Origin of the sequence: Pseudomonas sp. 21615526 (assembly GCF_013386245.1) — a bacterium.
Taxonomy (GTDB): Bacteria; Pseudomonadota; Gammaproteobacteria; order Pseudomonadales; family Pseudomonadaceae; genus Aquipseudomonas.
Genome location: NZ_JACAOM010000018.1, coordinates 75,968 through 90,992, shown reverse-complemented (window position 1 = coordinate 90,992; position 15,025 = coordinate 75,968). Strand labels below are relative to the sequence as shown.

Here is a 15,025-nt window from a genome sequence, read left to right as displayed (position 1 = left end):
ACCCCTGGCCACGGCTGACTATCCTAAGCAGGCAAGCCCTCACTTAGGAGCGACACCATGGGTTCCACTTTTAATGGTCTGATCGGGTTGATCATCCTCGCGCTGGATATCTGGGCGATCATCAACGTGTTCAAAAGCGGCGCGAGTACCGGCGCCAAAGTGTTGTGGATCCTGTTGATCCTGCTGCTGCCGGTACTGGGCTTGATCATCTGGGCGATCGCCGGGCCGCGCGGTAACGTGCGGATCTGATCCAAACAACGCTATCCAGAGCGGGCACAGTAAGTGTGGGAGCGGGCTTGCTCGCGAATACGGTGTAACAGTCACCTGATGTATCGACTGATTTACCGTATTCGCGAGCAAGCCCGCTCCCACATCTGTTTCCGTACGCCCGTTATTGTGTTTCGAGATATTCGCTGCACAGAATTTTCACATTCCATCCAAGACAATTCGCCGGCTATTTTTCCTGTCGGATGCTCTAAGACGAGTCTCAAACACTGGCCGGATTGAGTAATCAATGGCGTTGCCGGCGTTGATCGGGCACCATTTGCGCCATTGCGTTCACCGTCTACCCCAGCCTGCCTGGGCGAGGGCGGGGCGCCGCTGTATTCATTCGCAACTTAAACTTCCAATGGGTCCTAAAACGACATGGCAAACCCGGACGCCCTGAATCAGCAGCGAGCTTCTAATCGCTTGCTGCAACCGACCGTCAAATCCCATCTGGCGTACACGCTGCTTTGTGCCTTGATCATGATGGTGATGTTCTCCCTGCTGCGCCTGGCGCTGCTGGTCTACAACCGCGAGATGATCCTCGACACACCGGCCTCGACTTTCCTTGAAGCGTTCGCCAACGGCCTGCGCCTGGATATCCGCCTGGTGATGTACGTGCTGGTGCCGCTGCTGCTGGCGTTGTTCAGCGTACGGGCCATGGCGGCGCGCGGGTTCTTCCGCTTGTGGCTGACGGTCGCGTCCAGTATCGCGCTGTTCCTGGGCCTGATGGAAATGGACTTCTACCGCGAGTTCCACCAGCGCCTCAACGGCCTGGTCTTCCAGTACGTGAAGGAAGACCCGAAAACCGTGATGAGCATGCTCTGGTACGGTTTCCCGGTGGTGCGCTACCTGCTGGCCTGGGCCGTGGGTACGCTGATCCTGAGCATCGCCTTCAAAGGCGCCGACCGTGCAACGCGCCCACGCGGCCCGTTCAGCGGTGGCAGCATCGGCACTCGCCAGGTAGCGCCGTGGTACACGCGCATCGCGGTGTTCGTGGTCTGCCTGCTGGTCGCCGTGGTCGCCATCCGTGGCACCCTGCGCCAGGGCCCGCCACTGCGTTGGGGCGACGTGTACACCACCGACTCGAACTTCGCCAACCAGTTGGGCCTCAACGGTACCTTGTCGCTGATTGCGGCGGCGAAATCGCGCTTCTCCGAGGAGCGTTCGAACATCTGGAAAGCCACCCTGGAGCAGCCGCTGGCCACCCAGACCGTGCGCGACATGCTGGTATTGCCGACCGAGAAACTGGTCGACACCGACACCGCCGCGGTACGCCGTGACTTCACGCCGCCGGCCGAGAAGACCCTGCCGATCAAGAACGTCGTGGTTATCCTGATGGAAAGCTTCGCCGGTCACTCGGTGGGCGCCCTGGGCCGCCCGGGCAACATCACGCCGTACTTCGACAAACTGTCCAAGGAAGGCCTGCTGTTCGACCGCTTCTTCTCCAACGGCACCCACACCCACCAGGGTATGTTCGCCACCATGGCCTGCTTCCCGAACCTGCCGGGTTTCGAATACCTGATGCAGACCCCGGAAGGCAGCCACAAGCTGTCGGGCCTGCCGCAGTTGCTCAGCCATCGCGATTTCGATGACGTGTACGTCTACAACGGCGACTTCGCCTGGGATAACCAGTCGGGCTTCTTCAGCAACCAGGGCATGACCAACTTCATCGGGCGTAATGACTTCGTCAACCCGGTGTTCTCGGACCCGACCTGGGGCGTGTCCGACCAGGACATGTTCAACCGTGGCCTGGAAGAGTTGAAGGCCCGTGAAGGCGGCAAGCCGTTCTATGCGCTGCTGCAAACCCTGTCCAACCACACGCCGTACGCGTTGCCGACGCCATTGCCGGTCGAGAAGGTCACCGACCGTGGCAGCCTCAACGAGCATTTGACGGCCATGCGCTACTCCGACTGGGCCTTGGGCCAGTTCTTTGAAAAGGCCCGCAAGGAGCCGTACTTCAAGGAAACCCTGTTCGTGATCGTGGGCGACCACGGCTTCGGCAACGAGCAGCAGATCACCGAGATGGACCTGGGCCGCTTCAACGTGCCGATGCTGATGATCGCACCGGGCATGCAGGAGAAGTTCGGCGAGCGTGACCACACCGTGGGCACCCAGATCGACATCGTGCCGACCATTATGGGCCGCCTGGGCGGTGACACCCTGCACCAGTGCTGGGGCCGTGACCTGCTCAACCTGCCGGAAGGTGACAAGGGCTTTGGCGTGATCAAGCCGTCGGGCAGCGACCAGACCGTCGCCTTGCTCACCGGTGACCGCGTGCTGGTACTGCCCAAGGAAATGCCGCCGAAGTTGTGGGAATACGAACTGGGCGCCAACCCGACCGGGAAAGTGATTCCAGAGTCGCCGGACGAGGCTGCGTTGAAGCAGAAGCTCGAATCGTTCCTGCAGACCGCTACCAAGAGCCTGCTGGACAACACCGCCGGTGTAGTGGACGGCAAGCCGGACTAAATACCCGCGCATAAAAAAAGAGGCCTTTCAAGGCCTCTTTTTTTTGCACGCTGGAACGCGTTATATCTTGCCGAGCAACAACAGAATCAACAGCACTACCAACACAGTACCGAGAATACCCGATGGCCCGTAACCCCAATTGCGTGAGTGAGGGAACACTGGAAGACCGCCGACCAGCAGGAGGATCAGAATAATGATAAGAATGAGGCTCATGTTTTGTTTTCCTTATTGTCTTCTGAAAAGACCTGGTATTTAACGGATAGGCCCGACAACTGATACGGACGCCTTAATAACTCCGACCCATGTGTTTGGCAGAAAATTCCGTGTTTTTTTAAAGCTTTTCGCTAACTTGCTTATTTCCTTTAACCCCGTTGCAAATAACTGTCCTTAGTTCAAATAAATGGAACTTGGCGGGTTTCCCGCTATCCGACCCGGCCCACGGTTTGCCTGGGGCATTCAGCAGTCTGATGGTGCGTGGGTGCGGGAAAAACCTTCGCTACACTGCGGCTCACTTCTTCCGTGAACCACAAGGCTACTTTCCTATGCAAAATCGCATGATGATCACCGGCGCCGGTTCTGGCCTGGGTCGCGAAATCGCTCTGCGCTGGGCCCGCGAGGGTTGGCAACTGGCCTTGTCGGACGTCAGCGAAGCGGGCCTGCAAGAAACCCTCAAGCTTGTACGCCAGGCCGGTGGTGACGGCTTCACCCAGCGTTGCGACGTGCGCGACTACAGCCAGCTCACCGCGTTCGCACAGGCCTGTGAGGTAAAGCTCGGTGGCATCGACGTGATCGTCAACAACGCCGGTGTCGCATCGGGCGGGTTCTTCAGCGAACTGTCCCTGGAAGACTGGGACTGGCAGATCGCGATCAACCTGATGGGCGTGGTCAAGGGCTGCAAAGCCTTCCTACCGCTGCTGGAAAAGAGCAAGGGCCGCATCATCAACATCGCGTCCATGGCCGCCCTGATGCAGGGCCCGGCCATGAGCAACTACAACGTGGCCAAGGCCGGGGTGGTGGCGCTCTCGGAGAGCCTGCTGGTGGAACTCAAGCAACAGGAAGTCGGCGTGCATGTGGTGTGCCCATCCTTCTTCCAGACGAACCTGCTGGACTCGTTCCGCGGGCCGACGCCGGCGATGAAAGCCCAGGTGGGCAAGCTGCTGGAAAGCTCGCCGATCACCGCCGCAGAAATCGCCGACTACATCTACCAGCAAGTGGCGCAAGGGCAATTCATGATCCTGCCCCACGAGCAGGGGCGCATGGCCTGGGCACTGAAACAGAAGAATCCGCAACTGCTGTATGACGAGATGACCGTGATGGCGGACAAGATGCGGGCGAAAGCTCAGTCGCAGGCGGTAAAAGGTTGAATTTCAGGTGAGCACCTGATGTGGCGAGGGCTTGTTGTGGCGAGGGAGCTTGCTCCCGCTGGGGTGCGAAGCAGCCCCAAAACCAGCCGCCCAAGTCTTCCTGAAAGAATGCATTGACCTTATTGGGGGCTGCTTCGCACCCCAGCGGGAGCAAGCTCCCTCGCCACAGAGAGCGCCTGCAAATTTGAACATATCGTTTGGTTCTTGGGTGTAATTCGAGATTGTTCACTGCCTGTCTGTAGGGTAATTTACCCTGATGTGTAAGGCATGCCTGTTTAACCTGAAGGCCATTGATGGTGCCAGGCAGGGAGCGCATGGTCGGGGTTCGGTAACTTAAAAAGGACGAACCCCATGCTGGTATTAAGCCGCGCGGTAGGTGAAATAATTTCGGTGGGTGGCCAGATCACCTTGCGCATTCTGGAAGTGAACGGCACCCAAGTGAAGCTGGGTGTGGAAGCGCCGGTGGGGGTCAATGTGCACCGGGCGGAGGTCTATCAGAAGATCCTCAGTCGCCACGGGCAGCAGGCCAACACCCATCCAGTGCCTGTGCCCAATCCTTGAGTCTCAGTCGAACAGGTGCTTGGGCACATCGTGCTTGAGCATCAACTGGCACTGCTCGCTCTCGGGGTCGAAAACAATCAGCGCCTGGCCCTTGGTCAGCGCCTGGCGTACCCGCAGCACCCGGGTTTCCAGAGGTGTGTCGTCACCATTGTCGGTGCCGTCGCGGGTCACGAAGTCTTCGATGAGGCGTGTCAGGGTGTCGACTTCAAGTGCATCGTAGGGAATCAGCATACAAGCCTCGGCTAGGGAATCCCGGCGATGCTACTGCGCCGGGATCCGAGTTGCCAGTCTCAGGTTTTTTGGCCCACCAGGCTGTCCACCGACGGCACGCGGGTATCACTCTCCATTTGTGTGTCGTGTTCGATCTGGTGACTGAACCGGTCGAGGGAGCCCTTGGCCGGCTGTGCATCGCTGGCGAACACCGGCGGGCTGAGGATGTACGCGCCCAGCAGGCGACTCAGCGCGGCGAGGCTGTCGATGTGCGTGCGCTCATAACCATGGGTGGCATCGCAACCGAATGCCAGCAGTGCGGTGCGAATGTCGTGGCCGGCGGTCACCGCCGAATGCGCGTCGCTGAAGTAGTAGCGAAACAGGTCGCGACGCACCGGTAGCTCATTTTCCGCCGCCAGGCGCAGCAGGTGGCGGGACAGGTGATAGTCATACGGCCCGCCGGAATCCTGCATCGCCACACTCACCGCGTGCTCGCTGGAGTGCTGCTCGTGGGCCACCGGCGCAATGTCGATGCCGACGAACTCACTCACATCCCACGGCAATGCCGCCGCCGCACCACTGCCGGTTTCTTCGGTGATGGTGAACAGCGGATGGCAGTCGATCAGCAGCGGCTGGCCGCTGTCGACAATCGCCTTGAGCGCCGCCAGCAGCGCGGCAACCCCGGCTTTATCGTCCAGGTGGCGGGCGCTGATATGCCCGCTCTCGGTGAACTCCGGCAGCGGGTCGAAGGCGACGAAATCGCCGACGCTGATACCCAGGGAGTCACAGTCGGCGCGGGTGGCGCAGTAGGCATCCAGGCGCAGTTCGATGTGGTCCCAACTGATGGGCATTTCATCCACGGCCGTATTGAACGCGTGACCGGAGGCCATCAACGGCAGCACGCTGCCACGGATCACGCCGTTATCGGTGAACAGGCTGACGCGGCTGCCTTCGGCAAAACGGCTGGACCAGCAGCCGACCGGCGCGAGGGTCAGGCGGCCATTGTCCTTGATCGCCCGCACGGCGGCGCCGATGGTGTCCAGGTGCGCGGAAACGGCGCGGTCAGGGCTGTTTTTCTGGCCCTTGAGGGTGGCGCGGATGGTGCCGCGCCGGGTCATTTCAAACGGAATACCCAGTTCTTCAAGGCGCTCGGCAACGTAGCGCACGATGGTGTCGGTAAACCCGGTGGGGCTGGGAATGGCGAGCATTTCCAGCAGCACTTTTTGCAGGTAAGCGAGATCCGGTTCGGGGATGGTTCGGGTCATAAAGACTCCTGATGAGTTGAGGATGATCGTTCCCACGCTCTGCGTGGGAATGCCTCATGGGACGCTCTGCGTCCTCTCTTGTGACGCGGAGCGTCACGGGCTGCGTTCCCACGCAGAGCGTGGGAACGATCATTCACGCCGTCGGTTGGCTATGCGGGAACAACAGGTCCACGAACTTTTCAGCCGTCGGCTGCGGTTCATGGTTGGCCAGCCCGGCCCGTTCGTTGGCTTCGATAAACACGTAGTCCGGTTGGTCGGCGGCCGGCACCATCAGGTCCAGGCCCACCATGGGAATGTCGAGGGCACGGGCGGCGCGCACGGCGGCGTCCACCAGGGTCGGGTGGAGGATGGCGGTGACGTCTTCCAGGCAACCGCCGGTGTGCAGGTTGGCGGTACGCCGCACCGCCAGGCGTTCGCCACGGGGCAGGATGCTGTTGTAGTCGTAGCCGGCCGCCTGCAGGGTGCGTTGGGTTTCATGGTCCAGGGGGATTTTGCTTTCGCCATCGGTGGCGGCCTGGCGTCGGCGGCTCTGGGCTTCGATCAACGCGCCAATGGAATGCTGGCCATCGCCGGTGACTTCCGCCGGGCGGCGAATGGCGGCGGCGACCACTTCAAAGCCGATCACCAGAATTCGCAGGTCGAGGCCTTCGTGGAAGCTTTCCAGCAGTACACGGGTGTCGAATTGGCGGGCCGCTTCAATGGCTTTTTGCACGTCTTCAATGGTCTGCAAATCCACCGCCACACCCTGGCCTTGTTCGCCATCCAGCGGCTTGACCACAATGCGCTGGTGCTCGTCGAGAAACTCCAGGTTGTCATCGGCACTGCCGGCCAATTGCTGGGCCGGAAGGTTCAGGCCTGCGGCCTTGAACACCTTGTGGGTCAGGCTCTTGTCCTGGCACAACGTCATGCTGATGGCGCTGGTCAGGTCGCTGAGGGATTCGCGGCAGCGCACCCGGCGGCCACCGTGGCTCAGGGTAAACAAGCCGGCATCGGCATCGTCCACCTGCACGTCAATCCCGCGCCGATGGGCTTCCTCGACGATGATCCGCGCATAGGGATTGAACTCCGCCTGTGGGCCAGGGCCGAGGAACAGCGGCTGGTTGATCCCGTTCTTGCGCTTGATGGCGAAGGTGGTCAGCGCGCGAAAGCCAAGCTTGGCGTAGAGACTTTTCGCCTGGCGGTTGTCGTGCAACACCGACAGGTCGAGGTAGCTCAGGCCACGGCTCATGAAGTGTTCGATCAAGTGGCGCACCAGCACTTCACCCACCCCGGGGCGGGTACATTGCGGGTCGACCGCCAGGCACCAGAGGCTGCAGCCGTTCTCCGGATCGTGAAAGGCCTTCTGGTGGTTCAGGCCCATCACGCTGCCGATCACCGCGCCGCTGTCTTCGTCCTCGGCGAGCCAATACACCGGGCCGCCTTGATGGCGTGGCGTCAGCAGTGCCGGGTCCACCGGCAACATGCCGCGCCCCTGGTACAGCTGGTTCACCGCCTGCCAGTCCGCCTCGGTTTGTACCCGGCGAATCCGGAACCCGCGAAACACCCGGGTTGCCGGGCGATAGTCGGTGAACCACAGGCGCAGGGTATCGGACGGGTCGAGAAACAACTGCTGGGGATCAATCCCGAGGATCTGCTGCGGCGCCGCCACATACAGCGCGATATCCCGCTCGCCGGGCTGCTCGTTGAGCAACTCCAGGGCCAGGCTCGCCGGGTCCGGGAAGGTGTGGCCGATCAACAGCCGGCCCCAACCGCAATGCACGGCAATCGGCGTGGGGTCCAGTTCGCTGCCGTCTTCGGCGAAGCGGGCTTGCAGGCGCTCGTAGGAGGGCGCCTGGCCTCGCAGCAAGCGTTGGCTGTAAGCCGTGGCATGAGGTTTCATGAATCAGATTCCTTGTTCGCTGAGCCACAGGTTCAGCGCCGCCAGTTGCCACAGCTTGGAGCCGCGCAACGGGGTCAGTTGGCCTTGGGGATCGGTGAGCAGGCGGTCGAGCATGGCCGGGTTGAACAGGCCGCGGTCCTGGCTTGGGTCCAGCAGCAGCTCACGCACCCAGTTCAAGGTGTCACCCTGCAAATGCTTGAGGCCGGGCACCGGGAAGTAGCCTTTCTTGCGGTCGATGACCTCGCTCGGGATCACCCGGCGCGCCGCTTCCTTGAGCACTTGTTTGCCGCCGTCCGGCAATTTGAATTTGCCCGGCACGCGGGCCGACAGTTCTACCAGGCGATAGTCGAGAAACGGCGTGCGCGCTTCCAGGCCCCAGGCCATGGTCATGTTGTCGACGCGCTTGACCGGGTCATCCACCAGCATCACGGTGCTGTCCAGGCGCAGGGCTTTGTCCACCGCCGCATCGGCGCCGGGCTGGGCGAAATGCTCGCGCACGAAGTCACCGGCGGCGTCATTCGCGGTCAACCATTTCGGCGCGACGGTAGCGGCATAGTCGTCGTAGCTGCGGTCGAAAAATGCGTCGCGGTAGGCCGCGTACGGGTCGCTTGCGCCATCCACCTGCGGGTACCAGTGGTAACCGGCGAACAGTTCATCGGCGCCCTGGCCGCTTTGCACCACCTTGCAATGCTTGGCCACTTCCCGGGACAGCAGGTAGAAGGCAATGCAGTCATGGCTGACCATCGGCTCGCTCATGGCGCGGAACGCCGCCGGCAATTGCTCGATGATTTCGCTTTCAGCGATACGCAGTTGGTGGTGACGCGTGCCGTAATGCTTGGCGATCAAGTCCGAATACTGGAACTCGTCGCCGCGCTCGCCACCCGCGTCTTCAAAACCGATGGAGAAGGTCGACAGGTCCTGCACGCCGACTTCCCGCAACAGACCCACCAGCATGCTGGAATCGACACCGCCGGAAAGCAGCACGCCCACATCCACCGCCGCCCGCTGACGAATCGCCACGGCTTCGCGGGTGCTGTCGAGCACGCGGTCGGTCCAGTCTTCCAGGGTCAGGTTGGCTTCATCGGCGTGGGGGCCGTAGGGCAGGGTCCACCAGGTTTTCTGTTCAGTCTTGCCATCGGCGTCGATGCGCATCCAGGAGGCGGGCGGCAGCTTTTCAATGCCCGCCAGCAGGGTGCGCGGCGCCGGCACCACGGCGTGGAAGTTCAGGTAGTGATTGAGGGCCACCGGATCGAGGATCGGGTTGATATCGCCACCCTTTAGCAGCGCCGGCAAGGCCGAAGCAAAACGCAGGCGCTGGCCGGTGCGCGACAGGTACAGCGGCTTCACGCCGAGGCGGTCACGGGCGATAAACAGGCGCTGGGCATCGCGCTCCCAGATGGCGAAGGCGAACATCCCGTTGAGCTTGGGCAGCAGGGCTTCGCCCCAGGCGTGGTAGCCCTTGAGCAGCACCTCGGTGTCGCCACCGGAATAGAAGGCGTAGCCCAGGGCTTCCAGCTCTTCACGCAATTCCGGGAAGTTATAGATCGCGCCGTTGAACGCCAGGGACAGGCCCAGTTGGGCGTCGACCATCGGTTGGGCGGAGCCATCCGACAGGTCCATGATTTTCAGGCGTCGATGGCCCAGGGCAATCGGCCCCTGGGCATGGAAGCCCCACGCGTCAGGACCGCGTGGTGCCAAGTGATGGGTGATTCGTTCCACCGCTGCCAGGTCGGCAGGTTGGTGATCGAAACGTAACTCTCCAGCTAATCCGCACATAAATTCCTTACCGGTTTTTCCGTTGGGGAGGGATAGAAATGCAGCCTGCCAAAACGGCGGGTACCCAGAGACTGACCCGGGTAAATTGTGGGAGTTTTAGAACAATACGTTATAAGGCAAAGAGCCTTGACGGGTTGCGAGCCCGTCATGGCCCTCAGGATTTGCCTGGGTTACCGCGGATCAGGGCACGCAGCGCGAACCGATTGGGGTGACAGGCTTCGCTGACACTGCGCGGCAGCGGCAGGGGCTCATTGTCGAGCCAGGCGGCCAGCAGCTCTGCGCAGAGTGGCGCGGTGACCAGCCCCCGTGAGCCATGGCCACTGTTGATATACACGCCGTGCAACCACGGGCACGGCGCATCAGGGACCTGCCGGGCGTCTTTGCCGAGGGCGGCGTAGGTGTGATCAAACGCCTCTCGCTGCGCCAGCGGCCCGACGATCGGCAGGTAGTCCGGGCTGGTGCAACGGAAGGCGGCGCGGCCTTCGAGCTGTTCGGGTGCCAGGCTGTCGGCGCCCAGGCGTTGCAGCAAATCGAGGGAGATTTCCCGCAGCATCTGCAGATTGCCCGCGTGCTCGGCCACCGTGGGCGTAAGGTCATCGCTCTTGAAGTCGAAACTGGCACCGAGGGTGTGCTCGCCCAGGCGTGGCGGGGCGACGTAGCCCTCGGCGCACACCACTGTGGCCAACGCCTGGCTTTGCGCCGTTTGCGGCAGGCGAGTGATTTGCCCGCGGATGCGCTTGAGGGGCAAGTCAGCGCTGAAGGAAAACCGCTTGATCTCGGCGGCGCCGGCCAGCACGACCACACTGGCTTGAGCCAGAACCGTATCGCCCTGCAACGCCTGCCACTGACCGTCGACCTGCTTGAGCTCAAGGGCGTCGTGGTGCTGGAGCACTTCGATCAGCGGGTGCCTGGCTTGCCATTCGCACAGCGCCGGCGGGTGAACCCAGCCGCCCTCGGGGAAGAACAAGCCGCCGTGCTCCAGCGCTATCCCGGCGCGCGCCTGTGCCTGCTCTTTATCCAGCAGGTGCAACAGGTCCGGGGCAAAAGCGCCGGCCAGTTGTGCCTGGCGCTCGGCTTCCTTGGCGTTGAAGGCCAGTTGCAGCACGCCGCAGCCATCCCAGTCCACGCCACGTTGCAGGTGTTCCAGCAGGCGCCGCGTGTGGCCGAAACCGCTGAGAATCAACTGCGAAAGTGCCGTGCCATGGGCGGAAAGCTTGAGGTACAACACCCCTTGCGGGTTGCCGGAAGCTTCCTGTGCGAGCGCCGCGTGGCGTTCCAGCAAACTGACGCGCCAGCCGCGTGCCGCCAGGCTGGCCGCCGTGGCGCAACCGGCCAGGCCACCACCGATGACCAGTGCATGGCGTTCACCGGAAACGGCAGGTGGGCGCGCAAACCAGGGTTTTGCCGCGGCAGGCGCAGGCGTTTCAGCGGGCCAGCCGAGAAACTCACCCCGCAGGATTTCCCACTTGTGGCCGATGCCGGGGGTGCGCTTCATCTTGAACCCGGCGGCGTTGATCAACCGCCGTACCCAGCCGGTGCTGGTAAAGGTGCTGATGGTCGAGCCCGGCGCCGCCAGCCGCGCCAGTTCGGCGAACAGCTCGGCAGTCCACATGTCGGGGTTCTTGGCCGGGGCGAAACCGTCGAGGAACCAGGCGTCGACCTGCGCGTCCAGTTGCGGCAATTGCTCCAGGGCGTCGCCGATCAGCAACGTCAGGGTGACTCGACCGTTATCCAGTACCAGCCGCTGGAAGCCTTGGTGAATCGCGATGTATTGCGCCAACAGCTGCTCGGCGAACGGTGCCAGTTCCGGCCAGAGGGCGAGGGCGCGCTGCAGGTCGGCGTGGCTCAGCGGGTACTTTTCCACGCTGACAAAATGCAGGCGTGCGCCCGCCACCGCGTGTTGTTCGAACAACTGCCAGGCGCACAGGAAATTCAAGCCGGTGCCGAAGCCCGTCTCACCGATCACCAAGCGCCCGCCCACCGGCAGCGCCGCAAAACGTTCCTGCAAACGGTTCTGTTCGAGGAATACGTAGCGGGTTTCTTCAAGGCCCGACTTGTCGGAGAAGTACACGTCATCGAAGACCCGCGAGTGCGGGCGACCTTGGTCATCCCAGTCAAGCTGGGCGTGGGATACGGGGTTCATGAGCGGCTCGGCAAAGGCAAGGCGGCCATTCTAGCTGATCAACAGGGTTGTCATTGATCCATGGCAAGCCGCTGCGGAATTTCCTGCCACGTGTTGTTGCCCAATCCGCTAGTCTTGATCACTTCTGGAACGGAGCCGCCCATGTTCGAATCTGCCGAAATCGGTCACGCCATCGACAAAGACACCTACGACGCCGAAGTGCCGGCCCTGCGTGAAGCCTTGCTGGAAGTGCAGTACGAACTGCAACAGCAGAAGCGCTTCCCGGTGATCATCCTGATCAATGGCATCGAAGGTGCGGGCAAGGGTGAAACCGTCAAATTGCTGAATGAATGGATGGACCCGCGCCTGATCGAGGTGCGCACCTTCGACCAGCAGACCGACGAAGAACTGGCCCGCCCACCGGCCTGGCGCTACTGGCGCCAGCTTCCGGCGAAAGGCCGCATGGGGATCTTTTTTGGTAACTGGTACAGCCAGATGCTGCAGAGTCGCGTCCATGGCGAGATCAAGGATGCGCGGCTGGACCAGGCCATCGCCGGGGCCGAGCGGCTGGAAAAGATGCTGTGTGATGAAGGTGCGCTGATCTTCAAGTTCTGGTTCCACCTCTCCAAGAAGCAAATGAAATCCCGGCTCAAAGCCTTGCAGGACGACCCGCTGCACAGCTGGCGCATCAGCCCGCTGGACTGGCAGCAGTCCAAGACCTACGACAAGTTTGTGCATTTTGGTGAGCGGATCCTGCGCCGCACCAGCCGTGACTATGCGCCTTGGTATGTGATCGAGGGTGTCGATGCGCACTACCGCGGGCTGACCGTCGGCAAGATCCTGCTCGAAGGCCTGCAAAACGCCTTGAAAGTGCCCAAGGGTAAAGCCAGCGGCATGAACCCGGCGCCGCTGCCATCGGCGGTTGACCAGATGAGCCTGCTGAACAGCCTGGACATGAGCCTGAGCCTTGAAAAGGACGATTACGAAGAACAACTGATTACCGAGCAGGCACGGTTCTCCGGGCTGATGCGCGACAAACGCATGCGCAAGCACGCGTTGGTGACGGTGTTTGAAGGCAACGACGCGGCGGGCAAGGGCGGGGCCATCCGGCGTGTGGCGGCAGCCCTCGATCCCCGGCAGTACCACATCGTGCCGATTGCCGCGCCCAGTGAAGACGAGCGCGCCCAGCCTTACCTGTGGCGTTTCTGGCAGAAGATTCCGGCGCGGGGCATGTTCACCGTGTTCGACCGCTCCTGGTATGGCCGGGTGTTGGTGGAACGCATCGAAGGCTTCTGCACGCCGACGGACTGGATGCGCGCCTACGGCGAGATCAACGACTTCGAAGAGCAACTGCGCGACGCCGGGGTGATCGTGGTCAAGTTCTGGCTGGCGATCGACAAGCAGACGCAGCTGGAGCGGTTCCAGGCCCGCGAGGAAATCCCGTTCAAACGCTTCAAGATCACCGAGGACGACTGGCGTAACCGCGAGAAGTGGGACGACTACCGGGCGGCGGTGGGTGACATGGTGGACCGCACCAGCACCGAGATTGCGCCGTGGACGCTGGTTGAAGCCAACGACAAGCGCTGGGCGCGGGTGAAGGTACTGCGCACCATCAACCGGGCGCTGGAGGAGGCGTTCGACAAGACAGACAAGCATGACAAGAAGGACAAGAAAAAGTAGCGCCATGCTTTTGCATACGCGGGGTGAATGATTGTCGCGGTTGAAGAGGGCGGGATCTATGCTCGATCCATCTCTCAACAACCACAACAATTGAGGTAGCCCATGCGTGAAGTAGTGATCGTCGACAGCGTGCGAACCGGCCTGGCCAAGTCCTTTCGCGGCAAGTTCAACCAGACCCGTCCCGATGACATGGCTGCCCATTGCGTGAACGCGTTGCTGACCCGCAATGGCATCGACCCGGCCACGGTCGAGGACTGCATCGTCGGCGCCGGTTCCAACGAAGGTGCCCAGGGCTACAACATCGGCCGCAATGTGGCGGTGTTGTCGCAACTGGGTACCGGTACGGCGGGCATGACCCTCAACCGTTTCTGTTCCTCGGGGTTGCAAGCGATTGCGATCGCCGCCAACCAGATTGCTTCCGGTTGCAGCGAGATCATCGTGGCCGGTGGGGTCGAGTCCATCAGCCTGACCATGAAGAGCGTCAACACCGATAACCTGATCAATCCGTTGCTCAAGGAACAGGTGCCGGGCATTTACTTTCCCATGGGGCAGACGGCGGAAATCGTTGCGCGGCGGTATCACGTCAGTCGTGAAGAGCAGGATCTGTATGCGCTGCAAAGCCAGCAGCGTACGGCTCAGGCCCAGGCTGACGGGTTGTTCGATGATGAAATCGTGCCGATGGCGGTGAAGTACAGGGTTGAGGACAAGAACACTGGCGCGGTGCAGGTGTTGGAGGGGGTGGTGGATCGGGATGATTGCAATCGTCCGGATACGACGTTGGCCAGTCTTGCGGGATTGAAGCCGGTGTTTGCGGAGGATGGGTCGGTGACGGCGGGGAATTCGTCGCAGTTGTCTGATGGGGCTTCCATGACACTGGTGATGAGCCTGGAAAAAGCGCTGGAACTGGGGCTTAAGCCCAAGGCGTTTTTTCGCGGGTTTACGGTGGCGGGGTGTGAGCCGGATGAGATGGGGATCGGGCCGGTATTTTCGGTGCCCAAGTTGCTCAAGGCCCGTGGGCTGGCGGTGGCGGATATTGATTTGTGGGAGTTGAATGAGGCGTTTGCCTCGCAGTGCCTTTATGCGCGTAATCGGCTGGAAATTGATAACGCCAAGTACAACGTCAACGGTGGGTCGATTTCCATCGGGCATCCGTTTGGGATGACGGGGTCGCGGCAGGTGGGGCATCTGGTGCGTGAGTTGCAGCGGCGCAAGTTGCGTTACGGCATTGTCACTATGTGTGTGGGCGGCGGCATGGGTGCCACCGGCTTGTTCGAAGCCGTACGCTGACTCAGTGTGGGAGTGGCGGTGCGACGATTCGACTTGCTCGCGAATGCGGCGGGGCAGTCGATGAAAATGTTGGCTGATAGACCGCCTTCGCGAGCAAGCCCGCTCCCACATTTGATCAGCACCGTATCCCAATCCGTTCACATCCCCC

12 protein-coding genes are annotated in these 15,025 nt (G+C 61.7%); 6 read left to right on the top strand and 6 right to left on the bottom strand.

The features are described 5' to 3' along the window. Positions 1-57: 57 nt before the first annotated feature. The gene (locus HX786_RS07755; RefSeq protein WP_003172956.1) at positions 58-249 is read left to right on the top strand and encodes a PLDc N-terminal domain-containing protein; all 192 of its coding nucleotides are present in this window, start codon (positions 58-60) and stop codon (positions 247-249) included. Positions 250-645: 396 nt separating this feature from the next. Beyond that, positions 646-2,733: an LTA synthase family protein gene (locus HX786_RS07750; RefSeq protein WP_134326018.1), complete on the top strand. Its 2,088-nt coding sequence runs from the start codon at positions 646-648 to the stop codon at positions 2,731-2,733. 60 nt (positions 2,734-2,793) lie between these two features. Here HX786_RS07750 and HX786_RS07745 read toward each other — a convergent pair whose 3' ends face one another. Continuing rightward, entirely contained in the window at positions 2,794-2,946 is a 153-nt protein-coding gene (locus HX786_RS07745; RefSeq protein WP_003216767.1) for a DUF3309 family protein, read from the bottom strand. 329 nt (positions 2,947-3,275) lie between these two features. On the opposite strand from HX786_RS07745, the gene HX786_RS07740 reads away from it, so the two are divergent. Further along, on the top strand, positions 3,276-4,097 hold the full coding sequence (locus HX786_RS07740; RefSeq protein WP_178911906.1) for an SDR family oxidoreductase: 822 nt from the start codon (positions 3,276-3,278) through the stop codon (positions 4,095-4,097). Positions 4,098-4,448: 351 nt separating this feature from the next. Beyond that, positions 4,449-4,658 (top strand): carbon storage regulator CsrA, encoded by a 210-nt coding sequence (gene csrA, locus HX786_RS07735; protein WP_178911905.1) that lies wholly within the window; start codon positions 4,449-4,451, stop codon positions 4,656-4,658. 3 nt (positions 4,659-4,661) lie between these two features. Here the strand turns inward: csrA and HX786_RS07730 are convergent, their stop codons facing one another. The 5 genes from HX786_RS07730 to mnmC all read right to left on the bottom strand — a co-directional run bounded on the left by HX786_RS07730 (position 4,662) and on the right by mnmC (position 11,931). Further along, positions 4,662-4,889 carry a YheU family protein gene (locus tag HX786_RS07730; protein WP_003192759.1) on the bottom strand — a complete coding sequence of 76 codons (228 nt, stop codon included), beginning with the start codon at positions 4,887-4,889 and terminating at the stop codon, positions 4,662-4,664. Positions 4,890-4,948: 59 nt separating this feature from the next. Further along, positions 4,949-6,133 (bottom strand): osmoprotectant NAGGN system M42 family peptidase, encoded by a 1,185-nt coding sequence (locus tag HX786_RS07725; protein WP_003216760.1) that lies wholly within the window; start codon positions 6,131-6,133, stop codon positions 4,949-4,951. 133 nt (positions 6,134-6,266) lie between these two features. After that, on the bottom strand, positions 6,267-8,012 hold the full coding sequence (ngg, locus tag HX786_RS07720) for an N-acetylglutaminylglutamine synthetase (RefSeq protein WP_134326020.1): 1,746 nt from the start codon (positions 8,010-8,012) through the stop codon (positions 6,267-6,269). Between the two features lie 3 nt (positions 8,013-8,015). Continuing rightward, entirely contained in the window at positions 8,016-9,788 is a 1,773-nt protein-coding gene (locus HX786_RS07715; protein WP_003216754.1) for an N-acetylglutaminylglutamine amidotransferase, read from the bottom strand. A gap of 154 nt (positions 9,789-9,942) precedes the next feature. Beyond that, positions 9,943-11,931: a bifunctional tRNA (5-methylaminomethyl-2-thiouridine)(34)-methyltransferase MnmD/FAD-dependent 5-carboxymethylaminomethyl-2-thiouridine(34) oxidoreductase MnmC gene (gene mnmC, locus HX786_RS07710; RefSeq protein ID WP_178911904.1), complete on the bottom strand. Its 1,989-nt coding sequence runs from the start codon at positions 11,929-11,931 to the stop codon at positions 9,943-9,945. 141 nt (positions 11,932-12,072) lie between these two features. Between mnmC and pap the strand changes: the two genes are divergently transcribed. Then, positions 12,073-13,590 (top strand): polyphosphate:AMP phosphotransferase, encoded by a 1,518-nt coding sequence (gene pap, locus HX786_RS07705; RefSeq protein WP_177009485.1) that lies wholly within the window; start codon positions 12,073-12,075, stop codon positions 13,588-13,590. 102 nt (positions 13,591-13,692) lie between these two features. Next, positions 13,693-14,877 (top strand): thiolase family protein, encoded by a 1,185-nt coding sequence (locus tag HX786_RS07700; RefSeq protein WP_102368466.1) that lies wholly within the window; start codon positions 13,693-13,695, stop codon positions 14,875-14,877. Positions 14,878-15,025 lie beyond the last annotated feature (148 nt).